The 18,809-nt window shown below is 65.5% G+C and carries 20 protein-coding genes and 1 tRNA gene; 12 read left to right on the top strand and 9 right to left on the bottom strand.

Annotation, left to right across the window (positions count from 1 at the left end; genetic code table 11):
* The first annotated feature begins 2 nt into the window (after positions 1-2).
* From rlmB to ACFPAH_RS11085, 3 genes are all read left to right on the top strand, one after another.
* Positions 3-743, top strand: coding sequence for a 23S rRNA (guanosine(2251)-2'-O)-methyltransferase RlmB (rlmB, locus tag ACFPAH_RS11075; RefSeq protein WP_379744698.1), 741 nt, complete (start codon positions 3-5; stop codon positions 741-743).
* 241 nt (positions 744-984) lie between these two features.
* The gene (gene cysE, locus ACFPAH_RS11080) at positions 985-1,722 is read left to right on the top strand and encodes a serine O-acetyltransferase (protein ID WP_379744701.1); all 738 of its coding nucleotides are present in this window, start codon (positions 985-987) and stop codon (positions 1,720-1,722) included.
* An 8-nt stretch (positions 1,723-1,730) separates the two neighbouring features.
* Positions 1,731-2,429, top strand: a complete 699-nt coding sequence (locus ACFPAH_RS11085) for a YceH family protein (protein WP_379744704.1) — start codon at positions 1,731-1,733, stop codon at positions 2,427-2,429.
* Here ACFPAH_RS11085 and ACFPAH_RS11090 read toward each other — a convergent pair.
* From ACFPAH_RS11090 to ACFPAH_RS11105, 4 genes are read right to left on the bottom strand one after another with little or no spacing between them, the layout of a single operon-like run.
* A complete protein-coding gene (locus ACFPAH_RS11090; RefSeq protein ID WP_379744706.1) occupies positions 2,389-3,213 on the bottom strand; it encodes a hypothetical protein in 825 nt (274 codons plus the stop codon). The genes ACFPAH_RS11085 and ACFPAH_RS11090 overlap by 41 nt on opposite strands.
* Complete coding sequence (locus ACFPAH_RS11095; protein ID WP_379744709.1) at positions 3,213-4,205, bottom strand: hypothetical protein; 993 nt, start codon at positions 4,203-4,205, stop codon at positions 3,213-3,215. Before ACFPAH_RS11095 ends, ACFPAH_RS11090 begins: the two co-directional genes overlap by 1 nt.
* Positions 4,202-5,074, bottom strand: coding sequence for an ABC transporter ATP-binding protein (locus ACFPAH_RS11100; RefSeq protein WP_379744712.1), 873 nt, complete (start codon positions 5,072-5,074; stop codon positions 4,202-4,204). Before ACFPAH_RS11100 ends, ACFPAH_RS11095 begins: the two co-directional genes overlap by 4 nt.
* On the bottom strand, positions 5,071-5,439 hold the full coding sequence (locus ACFPAH_RS11105) for a GntR family transcriptional regulator (RefSeq protein ID WP_379744715.1): 369 nt from the start codon (positions 5,437-5,439) through the stop codon (positions 5,071-5,073). Before ACFPAH_RS11105 ends, ACFPAH_RS11100 begins: the two co-directional genes overlap by 4 nt.
* A 2-nt stretch (positions 5,440-5,441) precedes the next feature.
* Here ACFPAH_RS11105 and ACFPAH_RS11110 point away from each other — a divergent pair, with 2 nt between their 5' ends.
* Both ACFPAH_RS11110 and ACFPAH_RS11115 read left to right on the top strand, forming a co-directional pair.
* Positions 5,442-5,717 carry a hypothetical protein gene (locus tag ACFPAH_RS11110; RefSeq protein ID WP_379744718.1) on the top strand — a complete coding sequence of 92 codons (276 nt, stop codon included), beginning with the start codon at positions 5,442-5,444 and terminating at the stop codon, positions 5,715-5,717.
* A 166-nt stretch (positions 5,718-5,883) separates the two neighbouring features.
* Positions 5,884-7,932 (top strand): hypothetical protein, encoded by a 2,049-nt coding sequence (locus ACFPAH_RS11115; protein WP_379744720.1) that lies wholly within the window; start codon positions 5,884-5,886, stop codon positions 7,930-7,932.
* Between the two features lie 202 nt (positions 7,933-8,134).
* Here the strand turns inward: ACFPAH_RS11115 and ACFPAH_RS11120 are convergent, their stop codons facing one another.
* From ACFPAH_RS11120 to ACFPAH_RS11130, 3 genes are read right to left on the bottom strand one after another with little or no spacing between them, the layout of a single operon-like run.
* The gene (locus ACFPAH_RS11120) at positions 8,135-8,893 is read right to left on the bottom strand and encodes a UDP-2,3-diacylglucosamine diphosphatase (RefSeq protein ID WP_379744723.1); all 759 of its coding nucleotides are present in this window, start codon (positions 8,891-8,893) and stop codon (positions 8,135-8,137) included.
* A 46-nt stretch (positions 8,894-8,939) separates the two neighbouring features.
* Positions 8,940-9,434: a peptidylprolyl isomerase gene (locus ACFPAH_RS11125; protein WP_379744726.1), complete on the bottom strand. Its 495-nt coding sequence runs from the start codon at positions 9,432-9,434 to the stop codon at positions 8,940-8,942.
* Positions 9,435-9,471: 37 nt separating this feature from the next.
* Complete coding sequence (locus tag ACFPAH_RS11130; protein ID WP_379744729.1) at positions 9,472-10,083, bottom strand: peptidylprolyl isomerase; 612 nt, start codon at positions 10,081-10,083, stop codon at positions 9,472-9,474.
* Between the two features lie 269 nt (positions 10,084-10,352).
* Between ACFPAH_RS11130 and cysS the strand changes: the two genes are divergently transcribed.
* From cysS to ACFPAH_RS11165, 7 genes are all read left to right on the top strand, one after another.
* Positions 10,353-11,759, top strand: a complete 1,407-nt coding sequence (gene cysS, locus ACFPAH_RS11135; protein WP_379744732.1) for a cysteine--tRNA ligase — start codon at positions 10,353-10,355, stop codon at positions 11,757-11,759.
* Positions 11,759-12,430: a DNA-3-methyladenine glycosylase family protein gene (locus ACFPAH_RS11140; RefSeq protein WP_379744735.1), complete on the top strand. Its 672-nt coding sequence runs from the start codon at positions 11,759-11,761 to the stop codon at positions 12,428-12,430. The genes cysS and ACFPAH_RS11140 overlap by 1 nt, the downstream gene beginning before the upstream one ends.
* Before the next feature lie 70 nt (positions 12,431-12,500).
* Positions 12,501-13,478 carry an acetyl-CoA carboxylase carboxyltransferase subunit alpha gene (locus tag ACFPAH_RS11145; protein WP_379744738.1) on the top strand — a complete coding sequence of 326 codons (978 nt, stop codon included), beginning with the start codon at positions 12,501-12,503 and terminating at the stop codon, positions 13,476-13,478.
* Positions 13,479-13,548: 70 nt separating this feature from the next.
* Positions 13,549-14,988, top strand: a complete 1,440-nt coding sequence (gene tilS / locus ACFPAH_RS11150) for a tRNA lysidine(34) synthetase TilS (protein WP_379744741.1) — start codon at positions 13,549-13,551, stop codon at positions 14,986-14,988.
* A gap of 135 nt (positions 14,989-15,123) precedes the next feature.
* A complete protein-coding gene (locus tag ACFPAH_RS11155) occupies positions 15,124-16,371 on the top strand; it encodes an aspartate kinase (RefSeq protein WP_379744744.1) in 1,248 nt (415 codons plus the stop codon).
* A gap of 96 nt (positions 16,372-16,467) precedes the next feature.
* Positions 16,468-16,560 (top strand) — tRNA-Ser (locus tag ACFPAH_RS11160).
* A 384-nt stretch (positions 16,561-16,944) separates the two neighbouring features.
* A complete protein-coding gene (locus tag ACFPAH_RS11165; protein WP_379744747.1) occupies positions 16,945-17,940 on the top strand; it encodes a hypothetical protein in 996 nt (331 codons plus the stop codon).
* Between the two features lie 36 nt (positions 17,941-17,976).
* Here ACFPAH_RS11165 and ACFPAH_RS11170 read toward each other — a convergent pair whose 3' ends face one another.
* Together ACFPAH_RS11170 and ACFPAH_RS11175 are read right to left on the bottom strand one after the other, a co-directional pair.
* Positions 17,977-18,171: a hypothetical protein gene (locus ACFPAH_RS11170; protein ID WP_379744749.1), complete on the bottom strand. Its 195-nt coding sequence runs from the start codon at positions 18,169-18,171 to the stop codon at positions 17,977-17,979.
* 75 nt (positions 18,172-18,246) lie between these two features.
* Positions 18,247-18,792 carry a glycosyltransferase gene (locus ACFPAH_RS11175; RefSeq protein WP_379744752.1) on the bottom strand — a complete coding sequence of 182 codons (546 nt, stop codon included), beginning with the start codon at positions 18,790-18,792 and terminating at the stop codon, positions 18,247-18,249.
* Positions 18,793-18,809 lie beyond the last annotated feature (17 nt).

Consider the following 18,809-nt stretch of genomic DNA (forward strand, 5'->3'; position numbering starts at 1 on the left):
ACATGAAGAACAAAATGATTTTCGGTTTCCACGCGGTGACCTCGCGCTTGCGCCACGAGGCGCAATCGGTCGAGGAAATTTTCGTGGATGCCGAGCGTAACGACGCCCGCATGAAGGCCCTGATCGCCAACGCGAAAGAGGCCGGCGTGCGCGTCATGCCGGTCGAAGCAAGCCGCCTCGACAAGATCGTCGGCACCCGCCGTCACCAGGGCGTGATCGCCTTTGCCAGCCAGCTGGCGCTGGCACGCAACCTGGACGAGCTGCTCGACGCCATCGAGGGCCCGCCGCTGCTGCTGATCCTCGACGGCATCACCGATCCGCACAACCTGGGCGCCTGCCTGCGCGTGGCCGACGGCGTCGGCGCGCACGCGGTCATCGTGCCGAAGGACCGCGCGGTCGGCCTGAACGCCACCGCCGCCAAAGTCGCCAGCGGCGCCGCCGAAACCGTGCCCTACATCACCGTGACGAACCTGGCGCGCACCATGCGCGAACTGAAGGACCGCGGCATCTGGCTGATCGGCACCTCCGACGACGCCGACAAGGGCCTGTACGAAGCCGACTTCACCGGCCCCTGCGCCCTGGTGATGGGGTCGGAAGGCGAGGGCATGCGCCGCCTGACCCGCGAAACCTGCGACCTGCTGGTGTCGATCCCGATGTTCGGTTCTGTCGAGAGCCTGAACGTCTCGGTCGCCTCCGGCGTTTGCCTGTACGAAGCGCGCCGCCAGCGCGGCGTGCAGGCTTAACTTTCGCTTCCGGGCTGTTGCCTGCCCGGATAGCGGTACGCTTGATCCGCGTGGGCACGAGTGCCCACCCTACCGATTCGAGCCCGGTAATTCATCCGTAGGATGGGCACTTGTGCCCACGCGGAATCGACCGCCGATATTCCGCATGCGCCCCCCCGGAACACCTCCAAAATTGACCCCCTCCCAAGCAGCCGCCCGTGGTATGCGCTACCATGGCTGCTGTTTTCCTTTTGTACAAATTATGTTTTCCTCGTTGCGCGAAGATATCAAAAGCATCATCGACCGCGACCCGGCCGCCCGTAACGGCTGGGAAGTGCTCACCTGCTATCCCGGCCTGCACGCGATCGTCCTGCACCGCTGGGCGCACGCGTGCTGGCGCCTCAACCTGAAGTGGCTCGGGCGCTTCGTGTCCTACCTCGCGCGCGTCATCACGGGCATCGAAATCCACCCCGGCGCCACCATCGGCCGCCGCGTCTTCATCGACCACGGCTTCGGTGTCGTGATCGGCGAGACGGCGGTCATCGGCGACGACTGCACCATCTACCAGGGCGTGACCCTGGGCGGCACCACGCTGGTGGCCGGCACCAAGCGCCACCCGACGCTCGAGCGCGGCGTGATCGTCGGCGCCGGCGCCCAGGTGCTGGGCGCGTTCACGGTCGGCGAGTTCGCCAAGGTCGGCTCGAACGCCGTGGTCGTCAAACCGGTGCCGGCCGGCGCCACCGCGGTCGGCAACCCGGCCCACATCATCCTCAAGGAAGACCAGTCGAGGAGCGCGCGCATGTTCGCCGCCTACGGCGTCACGCCGAACCGCGACGACCCGCTCTCAAAAGCCCTGCGCGGCCTGATCGACCACGTCGCGCACCAGGACGAGCAGCTGGAAAAACTCACTGCCACCATCAAGGCCGCCGGGATCGCCTGTCCGAACCTGCGCGAGGGTGATAAACTCGATTCGGCCGAACTGAACCGGCTGGTTGACTGAGGAATTCCATGACTGATGAAGTGACCGGCGCCGTCGCCGATGCTGCCGCGCCCGACCCTGCCGTGCTCGATCCCTTCGAGATCCGCGTGCTGGCCGTGCTGGCCGAAAAAGAAGCGCTCACGCCCGATAACTACCCGATGTCGCTCAATGCGATCGTCAACGGCTGCAACCAGCTGTCGAGCCGCGACCCGGTGATGCAGTTGTCGGAAGAGACCGTGCAGGACACCCTGCAGCGCCTGATCGAACGGCGCCTGGCCAGCGCGGTGAGCGCGGCCGGGGCGCGGGTGACGAAATACGAACACCGGATGCGCATCAAGTGGACGCTCGAGCAGGATAAAGTGGCCGTGCTGACGGTGCTGATGCTGCGCGGCCTGCAGACGGCCGGCGAGATCCGCACCCGCACGGGCCGCCTGCACGAGTTCAAGTCGGTCGCCGACGTCGAGGCGGCGCTGCAGTTCCTGGTCGACAAATACCCGCCGCTGGTGGCGAAGCTGGAACGCGCGCCCGGCACCAAGGAATCGCGCTACGGCCAGCTGCTGGGCGGCGACATTTCACTTGCCCGCGACGATTCCGCCTTCGGCGCCGCCGCCACCGCCTCCGCCCCGGGCAGCCGGGTCGGGCAGCTGGAGGCGGAAGTGGCCGCCCTGCGCGGCGAACTGGACGAGCTCAAGGCGCAGTTCGAGGCGTTTCGGCAGCAGTTCCAGTAAGACTCGTGGCGGCGGCGGTGGCGGGCTCGGCGTCGGCGGTGGCTGCGCTGCCGAACGCCAGCTCCACCAGCGCCTCGTCGCTCCATTCCGGATCGCTGATCCCGACCAGGAAGTGGTCGTTCTCGACCTTCAGCGGCTTGCTGCGCTCTCCCTCGCGCAGCGTCGCCGCACGCAGTGGCGATTCGGTGTTGAACCGGAATCCGGCCTGGCGTTCTTTCGCCGAGAAGAAACTGCACCAGTCCCGGCTCAGTAGCACGCTGTTCAGGGTCAGAACCCAGAACAGGGGGATCTCTTCCTTGGCGATCGCCACCCACACCTTGCATTCGAGGCGCAGGTCGCCCAGCCGCCTTACATTGTCCGGCAGGCCCGGGGTGCGTACCTCGGGCACGATCCGGTAGTGCTTGCGTTTCTGGTTCAGCACCAGCTCGCCCCGGGCGTCGAGCGCCGCCTCGCTGCGCGGCACGCTGAAGCGGTTGGTGGCGTCGAGTGCGAGCGGCAGAACGAAATCGTGCTCGCCTTCGATGCGGACCCGCGGCTGTTCCGCCAGGGCGGCGTCACTGCGCTGCTCGATCCGGAAGCGCAGTTCGGCCACCCCTGGCGCCAGTGCCCGGTGCTTGTCGAAGCTGTCGAGCCCGGCCAGGATCGCCTTGTACTTGCGCAGCTCCGGATTGCGAATCGCGCTGACCTTGACCGTATCCGGCTCGTCCACCCCCGGCACGGCGGCGGCCGGGGTGGACAGGAGCAGGGCGCCGACGGTCGCTGCAACCAGGGCGCGCCGCACCATCAACCCTCATCGCGCCAGCGACGCAGACGGATCGCGCCGGCAATCATCGCCACCCCGGCGATCACGCCACCCCAGAGTTCCGGCTTGGCCAAAGTCGACCACGAATACGTGAGCATCGGCAGCAGCGGGACGCCGCTCGTGCCCGGCTGCGGCAGGGCCGAGCCGGCGTTCATGAACCAGGTGCCGGGAACCAGGCCGAGCAGGATTGCCTCGAGCACGTTGTTGATGATCCAGTCGGCGTTGATGGTGACGCCGGCCGACACGCCCAGCAGGTAATCGAGCCACTTGAGCAGCACTGCCGCCATCAGGGGCACGCCGACCGCCCACAGGAAGACTTTCGACTTGGCCCAGCTCGACACCAGCAGCAGCCAGCCGGCGGTCGGCAAGGCCCACAGGATATACACCGGCAGCATCGCCACCAGGTAGAACGGAGCCAGATAGAAGTTGATGTTGGTCAGCACCGGCCCGAACAGGCTGAGGCCCTTGGTGCTGGCCGCGACCCCGCCGAAGAACAGCATGGCGAGCGCGGCGGCGGTAGCGATGCCGATCGTGATCAAAGGTGCGATGACGAGCACGGTCACCAGCTTCGACAGGACGGTATCCGTGTCGGAAATCGGCAGCGACTTCCAGAACAGGATGCTGCGGTCGCGCCGGTCGTCGTACAGGGCGGCCAGGCAATAGAAGAAGGCGACGATCGGCAGCACGACCAGGACCGGGGCGCCGATGGCGATGTAGTTGTTGGCGGCCATGCTGGCCACCTGCGCGCGTTTTTCGGCGGTGATCACTTCGCTCAGGCGCGCATTATGCACTTCTTCGCCATCGACCTGGATGCTGATGGCGCTGTCGCCGCCCATCTTGCCGCTGGCGATGCCGTAGCCGACCACGCCGCCCACCAGCACCACCATGATCAGGGCCGCCACCAGCGGCGCCCAGATGAAGCCGCCCTTGTTCTCCCAGAACTCGCGGCGCACCAGCCATTTCATCGTATTCATGCGTAGGTTCCTTTCATCGTTGCCACGAACAGGTCGGCCACGCTCGGATTGCGCGTCTCCCCAAGGGCGGCCAGCTGGGCCCGCGAGACGCCGCCTGCGCGGGCCGAGTCGAACAGCATCACGTTCTTGCCGAACACGGTGCGCTGGTCGAGCGGCTGCAGGGCGTTGGCCGCATTGACCTTGTCGGCGGCGACCATCACTTCGACATAGCGCTCGCCCACTTCGTCCATCGAGGCGGCCAGCACGATGCGTCCGTCGCGGATGAACAGCAGGTCGGTCAGGATGTGCTCGACTTCCTCGACCTGGTGCGTCGTGATGATGATGGTCTTGTTCTCGTCAAAATAGTCTTCCAGCAGGTTCTGGTAGAACTGCTTGCGGTAGATGATGTCGAGGCCCAGGGTCGGCTCATCGAGCACCAGGATCTTGGCGTCGATCGCCATGACGAGTGCCAGGTGCAGCTGGACGATCATGCCCTTCGACATTTCCTTGACCTTCATGGAAGGCGTCAGGCGGGTGTTGGCGATGTAGCGCTCGGCACGCGAACGGTCGAAGCGCGGGTGTACGCCGGCCACGAAATCGATGGCATCCCTGACGCGCAGCCAGCGCGGCAGGATCGCCACGTCCGCGATGAAGCAGATGTCCTGCATCAGGGCGTCGCGCTGGGTGCGCGGGTCGAGCCCCATCACCCGCAGTTCGCCGTCGAAGGGAATCAGGCCCAGCGCCGCCTTGAGCGTGGTGGTCTTGCCCGACCCGTTGGGGCCGATCAGGCCGACGATGCGCCCGGCCGGGATGTCGAAATCGATGCCGTCGACCGCGACCCGCTTGCCGTAGCGCTTGGTCAGGCCGCGGGCGGAAATGAGGGCGCTCATGCCACACCTCCGGGCTGCGCGGTGTGCAGCAGCTGTTCGACGTTCAGGCCCAGCAGGCGGATGCGCTCCACCATGGCCGGCCATTCCTCGCGCAGGAAACGTTCGCGCTCGCTGGCGAGCAGTTTCTCGCTTGCTCCTTCAGTGACATACATGCCAATCCCCCTTCGTTTTTCTACTAGGTTTTCGTCGACCAGTTCCTGGTAAGCCTTGGACACGGTGATCGGGTTGAGTTGGTATTCGGCCGCGATCTGGCGGACCGAGGGCAGGGCGTCGCCTGCTTTCAGGATGCCGTCGAGCATCATGTCGATGACACGGTCCTTGAGCTGGCGGTAAATCGGTGCGTTGTCATTCCAGCCGATGTTCATGGATGGCCCTCCTGTCGCGGCGCTTCGGCACGGTGGTGCATGTCTGGCTCCTCCTGGTGAAGTATTGCTGTGGTGTTGTACTTGACTATAACAGCGACATTTTTTCAGGCAGCCAGAAGGCGACGAACTGCAAAAAACAGGATATGAAACGCATAAACCCGATGCCGGAACGAAATGCCGCCCCCGCCGCGGCGCGACTGCAGGCGCGCCGGTCGACGCCGCGCCTTGCTGTTCAGTTATCGAATCCAGCGAGCATGATAGGGGGTTTTTTGTCCTGAAAACTCACCAAGAATTGCAACTTTTTTGTTGCGCACACGTATCTCAGCAGTGCGACACCTCTTTTTTGCTTCATGTATATTGTCGAAAATATATTGTAATTCCTATATTTTTTACACTGATCGTCGTTAGAAACTGCGCAGTCGCGTGGTGGACCCTGGAGAAAAAATGAATACGAAGCGAATGATGATGCCGATGCAATACGCACTTGCCGTAGCGGTGGCCGCCCTGGTGGCTGGCTGCGGTGGCGGTGGCGGTGGCGGTGGAGATGGTGGTGGCGGTAGTGGTTCCGGCGGCGGGACGCCTCCGCCGACGGGCACTACGCCGCCGCCACCTGTCACCGCATCGGTGGTGCTGGCCGGCAAGATCACTGCCCTGCAGGAGCCGCAAGCGGTCACCTCCGACAGCGCGGGGAACCTCTACGTCCTCGACGGCGGCCCGCATTCGATCCTGAAGTTCGCGCCCGACGGCAGCATGACGACGCTGGCCGGCGTCGCCGCCAGGCCCGGCTACGCGGACGGTCCGGGCGCCAACGCCCGTTTCCACTTCTTCGGCAGCAGCGACATCGTATCCGACGTGCAAGGTAACCTGTTCGTATCGGACGAGTGCAACGGCATGATCCGCAAGCTCGCGGCCGACGGCACCGTCTCGACGCTGGCAGGGTCGGGTTCGACCTTCTGCAATAACGTCGTGCCTGCGGGCGGCGTCACCACGCCGCAAGACGGTACCGGCCAGGGGGCGCGCTTCACGCGTCCGATGCGCATCGTCCCGGACGATGCCGGCGGCGTCATCGCCATCGATTCGCTGGTCGCAGGCCAGGTCCGTTTTGTCAGCGCAGGCGGTGTCGTCACGACCCGCACCTACGCGGCACCGGCCGGCTTGACCGCGGCCCCGACTTTCTACGGGATCGCGCGTGCCAAGAACGGCACCGTCTACCTGTCCGATTTCGACGGGCGTATCTGGAAGGACGTCAACGGCGCCCTGGCGCAGGTGGCCGGTCATCCGCCTGGCGCTCCCGACCGCAATCTCGGCTTCGCAAACGGCTCGGGTCCCGAGGCGCGCTTCAGCGCCATTACCGATATCGTGGTGTCGCCGAAGGACGGCAACCTGTACGTGGGCGACGCCTCGATGGTGCGCAAGGTCGATCTGAGCAACCCTAACAGCGTCGTCGTCTCCACGCTCGCCGGTGCCGCTACCCGCGGTTTCGTCGATGGTGCCGGCACCGTCGCCAGGTTCACGTCGATCCGCGGCATGGGCCTCGTCGGCGACGACCTGATCGTCATCGAGACCGACCAGGGCGTGCTGCGCCGCGTGACCCTGGGCGGGGCCGTGACCACGCTCGCGTCGACTGCCGCCGTGCGCGGCAACATCGACGGTCCTGGCGCGCTGGCAAGGTTCAACGTGCACACCTCGCTGGCTGCCGACGGCAGCGGCTCGCTGTACACGGCCGACAGCATCGCCCACACCATCCGCAAGGTGGCGCCGGACGGTACCGTGTCGACCTTCGCCGGCAAGGCTGGCCAGTCCGGCATCCAGGACGGTGCGCTCGCCGGTGCAACCTTCAACGCGCCGCGCGCGGTCGCGGCAGGCCGCGACGGTTCGGTGTGGGTGGCCCAGAGCGGCGTGCTGCCTAACACCAACATGTTGCGCAGGATCATGGGCGGCTCGGTCAGCACGGTCGATACGACCCTGGCCGTGAATAACCTGGCCGTGGATGCGAACGGCAATGCGATCGTGGCCACCAATGGCGCCGTGACCCGCGTGGCGCCGGACGGTGCCAAGACGACCCTGGTCGATACGGCGAAGGTCGCCGCGCTGATCTCGGCGCCGACCGCCAGGTTCGTGCCGCAGTCGGTGGTCCTCGACGGCGCCGGGAATATCTACATTTCCGATACCGGCACCGTGGCCGTCTACAGGCTGACCCCGGCGGGCGGGCTGACCGTCTTCGCCGGCACGCCACTGAAGGAAGCGGGCGACATCGACGGCCCGGTCGGCACGGCAACGCTCGGCTTCTATGAAGTGGAGTTCATGACGATCGACGACAAGGGCAACCTCTACCTCAGCGGCCAGGGCAGCGTGCGCATGATCAGCCCGGCCGGCGTGGTGTCGACGCCTACCTTTGCCTGGGGCAAGGAGCCGATCGGTGCGGTCGCCTTTGGCAACGGCAAGCTGTACGGCATGACCCGCTACGCGCTGCTGCAGCACCAGGTGCAGTAAGTATCGGTAGCCGGGGGTGCGGCGCCATGGCGGCGCGCCCCTGCTACGACAAGGCCGCCGCAAGGCGGCTTTTTTTCGTGCGCGAAATGTGTTCAAGGATGCGATGTGGCGCCTGGGCCCTTGCGCGACGCAGCAGGCAGGGTGGCGTCCCCGACTCCACGCGTGAACGCGGCGCAGCCCTAGCGGCAGGAAAGCGGGCCGCTCAGCCGATCACGCCGTCGGGCCCATGGCGCGCGATCGCGCCATGCTCGTCGATTGCAATCCAGCCGCCGCGCGGCGCTTCGCCATCGAGTTCCCAGTCGGGCAGCACATAGCGGCGCTTGTCGCCATGGCGGTGCAGGGCAGGGCGGTGGGTGTGTCCATGGATCAGCACCTCGGCGCCGGTCGCGGCAAACAGCGCCTCGATGGCGTCGGGCGTGACGTCCATGATCTCGCAGGTCTTGGTGGTGTGGGCTTCGCGGCTGCCTTCGCGCAGGCCGGCGATGATCTGCTTGCGCTGCGCCAGCGGCAGCGCAAGGAATTGCGCCTGCCAGGCCGGCTGCCTCACCATCGCCCGGAATTCCATGTACTTGGTGTCGAGCGTGCATTCGGCGTCGCCATGCGCGAGGGCGATGCGCCGGCCAGCGATCAGGGCGACATGGGGATCGGGCAACAGGGTCAGGCCGGCCGCCTGCGCAAAACCGGCGCCGACCAGGAAATCACGGTTGCCCGCCATCCAGAACACGGCCACGCCGCGATCGGCCAGCGCGCGCAGCGCCGCAACGACGCGGGCGTGGAAAGGCGAGTCGAGGTCGTCGTCGCCGGCCCAGTATTCGAAAATGTCGCCGAGGAGATATAACTGTTCGGCATGCGCCGCGTGCTCGCCGAGGAAGCGGAAGAAGGCGTCGGCAGTACGCGGGTGGGACTCCTGCAAGTGCAGGTCGGAAATGAAGAGCGCGAGCGTGCGCGCGGGAGTGGACATCGTGGGCGTGCTGATGGTGATCCGGTGCTCCCGCGCGCTGTGCCGATTACTGAACGACTTCGGCTTTTTCGATGATGATCGGATCGACCGGCACGTCCGAGTGCATGCCCGAACGGGAAGTCGGCACGCCGTTGAGCTGATCGACGATCTCGGTGCCTTGCGTGACCTTGCCGAACACGGCATAGCCCCAGCCGTCCTGGCCCGGGTAGTTCAGGAAGTCGTTGTTCTTGGTGTTGATGAAGAACTGGGCCGAGGCCGAGTGCGGCGCCGAGGTGCGGGCCATGGCGACCGTGTACTTGTCGTTCTTCAGGCCGTTCTTGCCTTCGTTCTCGACGGTGGCGTCGGTCGGCTTCTGCTTCATGCCCGGCTCGAAACCGCCGCCCTGGATCATGAAGTCCTTGATCACGCGGTGGAAGATCGTGTTGGTGAAATGACCCTTGTTCACGTAGTCCAGGAAGTTGGCAACCGTCTTCGGTGCTTTCTCGGCGTCGAGTTCGATCGTGATGTTGCCCTTGTTGGTGGTCAGCAGTACGGAGGTCATGTTGTGTCCTTGTGTTTGTTGAAAAGCTGTTAGATCGCTATTTTACAAGCTTATCACCCTTGAGCAGGGTCGCCGACTGAATCACGATCGGCGTGACCGGCACGTTTTGCATGCCGCGCATGTCGTCGACCACCACCGCCTTGATCTTGTCGACCGTCTCCTGCCCTTGCACCACGCGGCCGAACACCGTGTAGCCGTGGCCGTCCTGGCCCGGATAGTCGAGGCCGGCATTATCGTTGACGTTGATGAAGAACTGGGACGTGGCCGAGTTCGGGTCGCTGGTGCGCGCCATGGCCAGCGTATACGGCTTGTTCGACAGGCCGTTCTTCGATTCGCTCGGGATCGGCTTGCGCACGCCGGGCTTGTCGACCAGTTTCTCGGTGTAGCCGCCGGCCTGGATCATGAAGCCGTCGATCACGCGGTGGAACACCGTGCCCTTGTAGAAGCCGGACTTCACGTACTGCAGGAAGTTGGCCGTGCTCTTCGGGGCGTTTTCCTGGTCGAGTTCGACGACAATCTCGCCCATCGTGGTCTTCAGGGCGACCTGCGGATTCTCGAACGCGAGCGCCGCGTGCGGCAGGCTCAGGGCGATGGCGGCAGCGGCCAGGCCGGCCAGCAGGGAGCGTCGGGATTGTTTTTGTGCGGGCATGCAGGGTCTCCTCGGTGGACGTGGCGCAAAGTCCTGTCAAGTCTTTTGCAGAAAAATAAACCTGAGCCATATGCGGCCAGTCCGGTTTTTATCAATGCTATACTTTGCGCAGAACGTCCCATTCTATCGCATAAGAACAACACAGAGCGGCAGGCGGTCCCGACGTAGTTTGCGATGTAAATATTGATTCCGGCGCGCGCCCTGCGGCGACTGTGCTCGGATTCGTATTGCTTCGGGCTTCCATCCTCCCTCTCGATTCATCACCACCAATGAGCCAATTAAAGATCTACAACACGCTGGCGCGCGAAAAGCAGGTATTCGTCCCGATGGAGGCCGGCAAGGTCGGCATGTATGTCTGCGGCATGACCGTCTATGACTACTGCCACGTCGGGCACGCACGCATGATGATGGCTTTCGACGTCATCTACCGCTGGCTGATGGAATCGGGCTATGAGGTCAAGTACGTGCGCAACATCACGGACATCGACGACAAGATCATCAAGCGCGCGGTCGAGAACGGCGAAACCCTGTCCTCGCTCGTGACGCGCTTCACCAAATACATGGACGAAGACACGGCCGCGCTCGGCATCCTGCCGGCCAGTTTCGTCCCGCGCGCAACCGAACACGTGCCCGGCATGCTGTCGATCATCGAGCGGCTCGAGGAAAAAGGGCTGGCCTACAAGAGCGAGGACGGCGACGTCAATTTCGCGGTGCGCGGCTTCGAAGGCTACGGCAAGCTGTCGGGCAAGTCGCTCGACGACCTGCGCGCCGGCGAGCGCGTCGACGTCAATACGGGCAAGCGCGACCCGCTCGACTTCGTGCTCTGGAAGGCAGCCAAGGAAGCCGAACCTGCCGAAGCCAAATGGGATTCGAAATGGGGCCGCGGCCGCCCGGGCTGGCACATCGAGTGCTCGGCCATGTCGTGCGCGCTGCTGGGCGAGCACTTCGACATCCACGGCGGCGGCCAGGACCTGCAGTTCCCGCACCACGAAAACGAGATCGCCCAGAGCGAGGGCGCCTTCGGCGGCCCGATGGTCAACTACTGGATCCACAACGGTTTCGTGCGCGTCGATAACGAAAAAATGTCCAAGTCCCTGGGCAATTTCTTCACGATCCGCGACGTGCTCAAGAAGTACGACGCCGAAGTGGTGCGCTTCTTCATCCTGCGCGCCCACTACCGCAGCCCGCTGAATTACTCCGACGTCCACATCGACGACGCCAAGGGCGCGCTCACGCGCCTGTACACGGCGCTGGCCGACTTCGACCTGGGCGAGGACCTGCCGGCGGTCGACTGGAACGAAGCCCACGCCGTTCGTTTCCGCGAAGCGATGGACGACGACTTCAATACGCCCTTGGCCGTGGCCGAACTGTTCGACCTGGCCAGCGAAGCGAACCGTACCAAGTCGGTCGAGACCGCGCGCCAGCTCAAGGCGCTGGCCGGGGTGCTCGGCCTGTTGCAGCGTGCGCCGCAGGCTTTCCTGCGTGCCGCGCCCGGCAGCAATGCAGGCGAGGGCGGCCTCGGCGAGGCGCAGATCGTCGCGCTGATCGCCGAGCGCGCCGCGGCCAAGAAGGCGCGTAATTTCGCGGACGCCGACCGCATCCGCGGCGAGCTGACCGCCGGCGGGATCATCCTGGAAGACAAGCCGGACGGATCGACGAACTGGCGTCGCGCATAATGGCAGCAGAACAGGACAGCATGGGCGCAGCCGCGCCGGATATCGAAGTGCCCGCCTACTGGGCCGAAGCCAAGGAAGAGCTGATGCGGCGCGACCGCATCATGAAGCGCCTCATCCCGCAGTTCGGCGACCTCTACCTGAAGGGGCACCCGGATCCGTTCACGACGCTGGCACGCTCGATCGTCGGCCAGCAGGTCACGCCGAAAGCCGCCGACGCCGCCTGGACCAAGCTGGGCCAGGCCTGTCCGAAAATGACGCCGAGCCAGGTCATCAAGCTGGGTGCCGAGCAGATCGGCGCCTGTGGCCTGTCCAAGCGCAAGACCGAATACATCCTCGACCTGGCCGACCACTTCAAGGCCAAGCGCGTGCATGCCAACCTGTGGTCCGAAATGGACGACGAGGCGGTCATTGCCGAGCTGGTCCGGATCCGCGGCATCAGCCGCTGGACCGCCGAGATGTTCCTGATCTTTAACCTGCTCAGGCCGAACGTCCTGCCCCTCGACGATGCCGGCCTGATCCAGGGCATCAGTCAGAATTATTTCTCCGGTGAGCCCGTTTCCCGCAGCGATGCGCGCGAAGTCGCGGCGAACTGGGAACCCTGGCGCACAGTTGCCACATGGTATTTATGGCGTAGTCTCGACCCAGTAGCCGCTTCGGGTACGGTAGAATAACGCCGAATTGCCAGATCACGCCGTGCGGCTGCATGTTTCGCCCCGGCTACAGAACAACCCCGGAGGTACAATGACTAAAACAACTTTCCTCAGTTTCGAGCAGCCAATCGCCGAGCTCGACTCGAAGATCGAAGAGCTGCGCTTCGTCCAGGACGATTCGGCCGTCGACATCTCGGAAGAGATCGACCGCCTCGACAAGAAGAGCCAGCAGCTCACCAAGGACATCTACGCCAAGCTGACGCCGTGGCAGGTCTCGCAGATCGCGCGCCATCCGCAGCGTCCTTACACGATGGACTACGTGAACGCGATCTTCACCGACTTCCACGAGCTGCACGGCGACCGTACCTTCGCCGACGACCAGTCGATCATCGGCGGCCTGGCGCGCTTCAACGGCCAGGCCTGCATGGTCATCGGCCACCAGAAAGGCCGCGACACGAAGGAGCGCGCGATGCGCAACTTCGGCATGCCGAAGCCGGAAGGCTACCGCAAGGCCATGCGCCTGATGAAGGTCGCCGAAAAGTTCAACCTGCCGATCTTCACCTTCGTCGATACCCCGGGCGCCTTCCCCGGCATCGACGCCGAAGAGCGCGGCCAGTCGGAAGCGATCGGCCATAACCTGTACGTCATGGCCGAACTGAAAGTGCCGCTGATCGCCACCATCATCGGCGAAGGCGGCTCGGGCGGCGCGCTCGCGATTGCCGTCGGCGACGCCGTGCTGATGCTGCAGTACGCGACCTACTCGGTGATTTCGCCCGAAGGCTGCGCCTCGATCCTGTGGAAGACCTCGGAGCGCGCGGCCGACGCCGCCGACGCGCTGGGCCTGACCGCGCACCGCCTGAAGGCCATGGGCGTGATCGACAAGATCATCAGCGAGCCGCTCGGCGGCGCCCATCGCGACCCGAAGGGGATGGCGCAAATGCTCAAGCGCGCCCTGGCCGATACGCTGCGCCAGTTCCAGGGCATGAAGACCAAGGACCTGCTCGAAGCCCGTCACCAGAAGCTGATGGCCTACGGCAAGTTCAAGGAAACGACGCCGAACGACGAATAAGCCCGGCTTCCCTTAGCCCGTCCCGCGCAGCGCCTCCAGGGCGCTGCGTTCATTTTGCGAGCCAGATCCAGTGAACCGTTCCACCGCCGGCCAAGTCCCGGCCACCTTCACCCGTGCGCTCGATGCGCTGCACGCCCAGCGTGCTCCAGGCACGACTTCCCAAGCGACTTCCAGGCTGGCGATTGCCTGCAGCGGCGGCCTCGACTCGATGGTCCTGCTCGACCTGGCCGCGGCCTGGTGCCGGGAGCAGGGCAACCTGCTGCAGGTCTTGCACGTGCACCATGGGCTGAGCCCGAACGCCGACGCCTGGCTGGCCCATGTCGAGGCGGCCGCGGCCGCAGTCGGCGCCGGGTTCGACCTGCGCCGGGTCGCGGTCGCGCCCTCCGGCGCGGGCGTGGAGGCGAGCGCGCGCAAGCTGCGCTACCGGGCGCTGGGCGAGATGTGCGGCGCGCATGGCGCGGACATCCTGCTCACCGCCCACCACCTCGACGACCAGGCCGAGACCGTGCTGCTGCAACTGCTGCGCGGTTCGGGACCGGCCGGCCTGTCGGGCATGGATGCCGCCAATGCCGCTCCCGAACTGCTGGGCAACCCCGGCCTCGTCATGGCGCGCCCGCTGCTCGGCCTGGGGCGCGCCGCGCTCGAAGCCCATGCGCGCGGCGCCGGCCTCGCATGGGTCGAGGACGAGTCGAACCAGGACCTGCGCTACGCCCGCAATGCCCTGCGCCATACCGTGATGCCGGCCCTGGCCGAGGCCTTTCCCGGCTTCCAGGAGCGTTTTGCGCGCAGCGCGGCGCATGCGCAGTCGGCCCAGCGCCTGCTGGCCGAGCTGGCGGAAACCGACCTGGCCGCCAGCCTGGTCGACGGCACCATCGACTGCGCGCGCCTGCGGACGATGTCGCGCGACCGCGCCTGCAACATGCTGCGCCACTGGTTCGCCGTGCAAGGCCTGGCGATGCCCTCGACCGCCTGGCTGCACGAGATGCACGCCCAGCTGGTCGAGGCAAGGGATGACGCCCAGCTGCTGGTCACCCATCCGGCCTGCCACATCCGGCGCCACCGCGACCGGCTCCACCTGACCCCGAAACTGCCCGACTTGGCCGGCATGCGCGATCCGGACGACGAAGGCGTGCTCGACCGGCCCGGCGCATCCTTCGCCTGGCGCGGCGAGGCGCAGCTGGCGTTCCCGGCCTACGGCGGCGTCCTGCACTTCGAGACGGCCGACACCGGATTCGACGCCGCCTGGCTGCGGGCCCAGGAGCTCGTCATCGATTTCCGCAAGGGCGGCGAACGCCTCAAGCTGGCCCCGAACCGGCCCACCCGCGGCCTCAAGGCCCACTACCAGGCGGCCGACGTGCCGGCCTGGGAGAGGGGGCGCCTGCCGGTGGTCGGCGCGGGACGCGGCGGGCGCGAGCTGCTGTACGCCGCCGGCCTGGGCATGGACTGCCGCCACTTCGGCAGCGATCCGGCCCAGCTCGTTGCCTTGCGCTGGGAGACCCTGCCTGCATAGTTTCTATGCGAAAACGGTATTACTTTATTTTCATTTCGTATAGCTTTTCGGAAGAAGGTCACTTGTTATTTTGCAGTGCAGCATGCTAGAGTAGGTCTCCCCTTTGATCCTCTACAAGCTGGAAAGCTTCCTGTTATGGCTTTAATTGTCCACAAATACGGTGGTACGTCGATGGGCTCGACGGACCGTATCAAGAATGTCGCGGCCCGCGTCGCCAAGTGGCATGACGCCGGGCACAAGATCGTCGTGGTGCCCTCCGCCATGTCGGGTGAGACCAACCGCCTGATCGGCCTGGCGAAAGAGATCATGGCCGAGCCCGACCCGCGCGAACTGGACATGATCGCCTCGACCGGCGAGCAGGTGTCGGTCGGCCTGCTGGCGATGGCGCTGCTGGCCATCGGCAAGGATGCCGTGTCGTATACCGGCTGGCAGGCCGGCATCCGCACCGACTCCTCGTTCACCAAGGCGCGCATCCAGTCGATCGACGACACGCGCGTGCGTGCCGACCTCGACGCGGGCAAGATCGTCATCATCACCGGCTTCCAGGGCATGGACGAGGAGGGCAACATCTCGACGCTCGGCCGTGGCGGCTCGGATACCTCGGCCGTGGCGATCGCCGCCGCGCTGAAGGCCGACGAATGCCTGATCTACACCGACGTCGACGGCGTCTACACGACCGATCCGCGTGTGGTCGACGAGGCGCGCCGCCTGGAAAAGATTACTTTTGAAGAAATGCTGGAGCTGGCCTCGCTCGGTTCGAAGGTGCTCCAGACCCGTTCGGTCGAGTTTGCCGGCAACTACCAGGTGCCGACCCGCGTGCTGTCTTCGCTGACCGACCCACGCATGCCGCTGGAAGAAGAAGCCAACTCCGGCACCCTGATTTCGTTTGAGGAAGAAACCAACATGGAACAAGCCGTCATCTCCGGTATCGCTTTCCACCGTGATGAAGCCAAGATTACCGTCCTCGGCGTGCCGGACAAGCCGGGCGTCGCCTACCACATCCTGGGGCCGGTGTCGGACGCCAACATCGAAGTGGACATGATCATCCAGAACCAGTCGGTGGATGGCAAGACCGACTTCACGTTCACCGTCTCGCGCAACGATTACCAGCGTGCCCTGGCCGTGCTCGAAGCGAACAAGGACGAGCTCGGCTATACGCGCCTGCTCGGGGACGCCAAGGTATCGAAGGTCTCGGCCGTCGGCGTGGGCATGCGCAGCCATGTGGGCGTGGCCTCGCAGATGTTCCGTACCCTGGCCGAAGAGGGCATCAACATCATGATGATCTCGACCTCCGAGATCAAGATTTCGGTCCTGATCGACGAAAAATACATGGAGCTGGCCGTCCGTGCCCTGCATAAAGCTTTTGAATTAGAGAAAGCTTAACTTTTTTCAAAATATTGCTCGTGTTGCCTTGACCAATCAGGCACCGACCGATAATATGCTGGCTCTCAGCGCTAGCGAAACTTGCTGGTGTTGATTGGAGACGTGGCCGAGTGGCCGAAGGCACATCCCTGCTAAGGATGCATATGGCTTATACCCGTATCGTGGGTTCGAATCCCACCGTCTCCGCCAAGATGCAAAGAAAAAGCCACCGCAAGGTGGCTTTTTCTTTTCCGCGGCCGAGCAGACGAGCAGAATTGTAGGGTGGACACTTGTGTCCACGCCGTCTCACCGCCGGCAAACGGCGCAGCTGCCCGAGCCCGGCACGAACGCGTATGCCGCCACCCGCTAACGTCGAACGTTCGGACTGCGCGCCGTCGAACCATCGACGCTCCTGATGCGCCGGCTGCCGGCCGTCGATCCATCAAAAACCCTCATTAGTCTTCAGCCCGGTCTCTCACTAGACTACCTTGACCAGTCCGCCAGGAAGATGCCCTGCCGCTGCGCCCGCCGGAGCGAACCTTTCCGCGGCCGGCGTGCCGCGGCACGCGACGCAGCCCACACCAAGGAACCGACATGATCCTTTCCATCGCCGACAGGCCCCGCTACGGGCTCCTGGAGATTTCGGAAGCAATGGTCGAGTATGCGCGCCGGCATGCGGGCACGCCGGGCCAGACGCTGTATCACCCGTCCCTGCGCACCGCAGGCGACCTGCCGAAAGCGCCGTTTTCGGTGCGCGGACTGCTGCGGCGCGCGGCGCGGCGCGAGTTCGGGACGCTGGTGGTCTGGTCGGTCGGCATCACCTACCTGCTGCTGCCCGTGGTGCGCCTGCTCCATCCGCGCGCGCGCATCGTCATCGTCTGCCACGAGCCGGGCGGCCTGCGCCAGCGCCTCGCCAAGGGGGATCCCTTGCGCTACTCGGTGACCGTGTCGCTGTACGAACGCCTGTTCTTGCGCTTCGCCGACCTGGTCGTCACGCCCAACCTGCAAAACAGCAAACGCTTCGGCATGCCGTTTGCGCCGCTGCTGTTCGTGCGGCCGGCCGCAGCCGCTGCGTCTGCGCGCGACTGCCTGGTCTACCTCGGCCGCAGGTCGGCCAACCGCGCGCTGTACCTGTTTACCGGGCAGGCCGGCCGGCGCCTGCTGCAGGCGGCAGGCGGCGCGCTCCGGTTCTCGTTCTTCCCGGACGGCGAGCGCAGGAGTTCGGAAGACAAGGAGCAGCTGATGCGCCAGGCCCTGTGCACCGCCAACCTCTACACGGTCCGGCATAACCAGTCGGGCGTCACCCCGGACTCGCTGCGCTTCGGCGTGCCCGTCATCGTTTCCGAATTCGATGCCTTCGCCGCCGAAATCGCCTCGTACCGGGCCGGCATCGTGCTGCCGAAGGACCGGATCTCGACCGAGTCGGTGGCGCAGGCGGTGCAGGCGATCCGCGCCGACTTCGACGCCTACTCGGCGGGCGCAGCGCAGCTGTTCGATGCCTGTTTCGGCGACACCGCGTTCCAGCGCTACTGGATGCCGCTCCTGTGCGCAGAGCAGGGTGCGCAGGCCGTCCCCACCGTGCGGGCTTGAGGCAGGGCGGGCCGGCACCCGCCCCCTGGCGGCGGCTCAGGAGCGTGCCTTCGAGCGCAGCACGGCCCGGTAGACCAGCTGGCGCACCGAGAGCGGCGAGGCGAATACCGTGGCGCGCGCGGCGCCGACCAGCAGCGAGGACAGGGTCGACTGGAAGCCGTTGCGGTGCAGGTAAGCCTGCAGCGCAATCTCCGAGCGGGCGTAGGCCAGGCCGCCGCGGCGCGCCACCATGTCACTGCCGGCGCGTGCGCGCACCAGCACTTGGGGCAGGTTGGCGGTCCGCGCGCCGCAGGCGATTGCCTTGGCCTAGAGCGCGTAGTCTTCCTTGAACGGAATGTCGGGATAGCCGCCGATCGCCCGGATCAAGGCGCGCCGGTAGCACACCGTCATGTGATTGAACGGGTTGCGCCGCCGCAGCCAGGAGCGGATCTCGTGCGCGCCGCAGGGGACCAGGCGGCGGCCGGTCACGGTTTGCGTCGCCGGATCGCACTCTTCGATCTGGCCGCCCAGGATGTCGAGCTCGCCTTCCAGGAGGCGTGTCCTCTGCAGCGCGGCCCGCTCCGGCAGGCAGAGGTCGTCCGCGTCGAAGCGCAGCACCCAGTCCGAGCGGCACTGTTCGAGCCCGGCGTTGAGCGCGCGCGCCAGGCCGACGTTGTGCGGCAGGGCGAGTTCACGCAGCGGCAGCCGTCTCCGGTGGGCCTCGAGCGCGCCCTCGAGCGCGGGCCCGAGCGGCCCGTCCTTGACCAGCACCACCTCGTCCACATGCGGCAACTGCGGCGCGAGCGAGGCCAGGGCCTCGTCGAAATAGAGCGGGTTGTCCTTGTTGTAAACCGACATCAAGACGCTGAACATGGTGGCCTCTCTGTGGA

The organism is Massilia sp. GCM10023247, from assembly GCF_042653325.1.
Lineage (GTDB): Bacteria > Pseudomonadota > Gammaproteobacteria > Burkholderiales > Burkholderiaceae_D > Telluria.

Excerpts from the sequence above, each read along its gene's own strand:
- ACFPAH_RS11145 (WP_379744738.1), top strand. The coding sequence starts at position 12,501 with ATGACTAAAACAACTTTCCTCAGTTTCGAGCAGCCAATCGCCGAGCTC.
- ACFPAH_RS11095 (WP_379744709.1), bottom strand. The coding sequence starts at position 4,205 with ATGAATACGATGAAATGGCTGGTGCGCCGCGAGTTCTGGGAGAACAAG.
- ACFPAH_RS11175 (WP_379744752.1), bottom strand. The coding sequence starts at position 18,792 with ATGTTCAGCGTCTTGATGTCGGTTTACAACAAGGACAACCCGCTCTAT.
- ACFPAH_RS11165 (WP_379744747.1), top strand. The coding sequence starts at position 16,945 with ATGATCCTTTCCATCGCCGACAGGCCCCGCTACGGGCTCCTGGAGATT.
- ACFPAH_RS11085 (WP_379744704.1), top strand. The coding sequence starts at position 1,731 with ATGACTGATGAAGTGACCGGCGCCGTCGCCGATGCTGCCGCGCCCGAC.
- ACFPAH_RS11115 (WP_379744720.1), top strand. The coding sequence starts at position 5,884 with ATGAATACGAAGCGAATGATGATGCCGATGCAATACGCACTTGCCGTA.
- ACFPAH_RS11155 (WP_379744744.1), top strand. The coding sequence starts at position 15,124 with ATGGCTTTAATTGTCCACAAATACGGTGGTACGTCGATGGGCTCGACG.
- ACFPAH_RS11140 (WP_379744735.1), top strand. The coding sequence starts at position 11,759 with ATGGCAGCAGAACAGGACAGCATGGGCGCAGCCGCGCCGGATATCGAA.
- rlmB (WP_379744698.1), top strand. The coding sequence starts at position 3 with ATGAAGAACAAAATGATTTTCGGTTTCCACGCGGTGACCTCGCGCTTG.
- ACFPAH_RS11105 (WP_379744715.1), bottom strand. The coding sequence starts at position 5,439 with ATGAACATCGGCTGGAATGACAACGCACCGATTTACCGCCAGCTCAAG.
- cysE (WP_379744701.1), top strand. The coding sequence starts at position 985 with ATGTTTTCCTCGTTGCGCGAAGATATCAAAAGCATCATCGACCGCGAC.
- ACFPAH_RS11100 (WP_379744712.1), bottom strand. The coding sequence starts at position 5,074 with ATGAGCGCCCTCATTTCCGCCCGCGGCCTGACCAAGCGCTACGGCAAG.
- ACFPAH_RS11130 (WP_379744729.1), bottom strand. The coding sequence starts at position 10,083 with ATGCCCGCACAAAAACAATCCCGACGCTCCCTGCTGGCCGGCCTGGCC.
- ACFPAH_RS11090 (WP_379744706.1), bottom strand. The coding sequence starts at position 3,213 with ATGGTGCGGCGCGCCCTGGTTGCAGCGACCGTCGGCGCCCTGCTCCTG.
- ACFPAH_RS11120 (WP_379744723.1), bottom strand. The coding sequence starts at position 8,893 with ATGTCCACTCCCGCGCGCACGCTCGCGCTCTTCATTTCCGACCTGCAC.
- ACFPAH_RS11125 (WP_379744726.1), bottom strand. The coding sequence starts at position 9,434 with ATGACCTCCGTACTGCTGACCACCAACAAGGGCAACATCACGATCGAA.
- cysS (WP_379744732.1), top strand. The coding sequence starts at position 10,353 with ATGAGCCAATTAAAGATCTACAACACGCTGGCGCGCGAAAAGCAGGTA.
- ACFPAH_RS11110 (WP_379744718.1), top strand. The coding sequence starts at position 5,442 with ATGGCCCTCCTGTCGCGGCGCTTCGGCACGGTGGTGCATGTCTGGCTC.
- ACFPAH_RS11170 (WP_379744749.1), bottom strand. The coding sequence starts at position 18,171 with ATGGTGGCGCGCCGCGGCGGCCTGGCCTACGCCCGCTCGGAGATTGCG.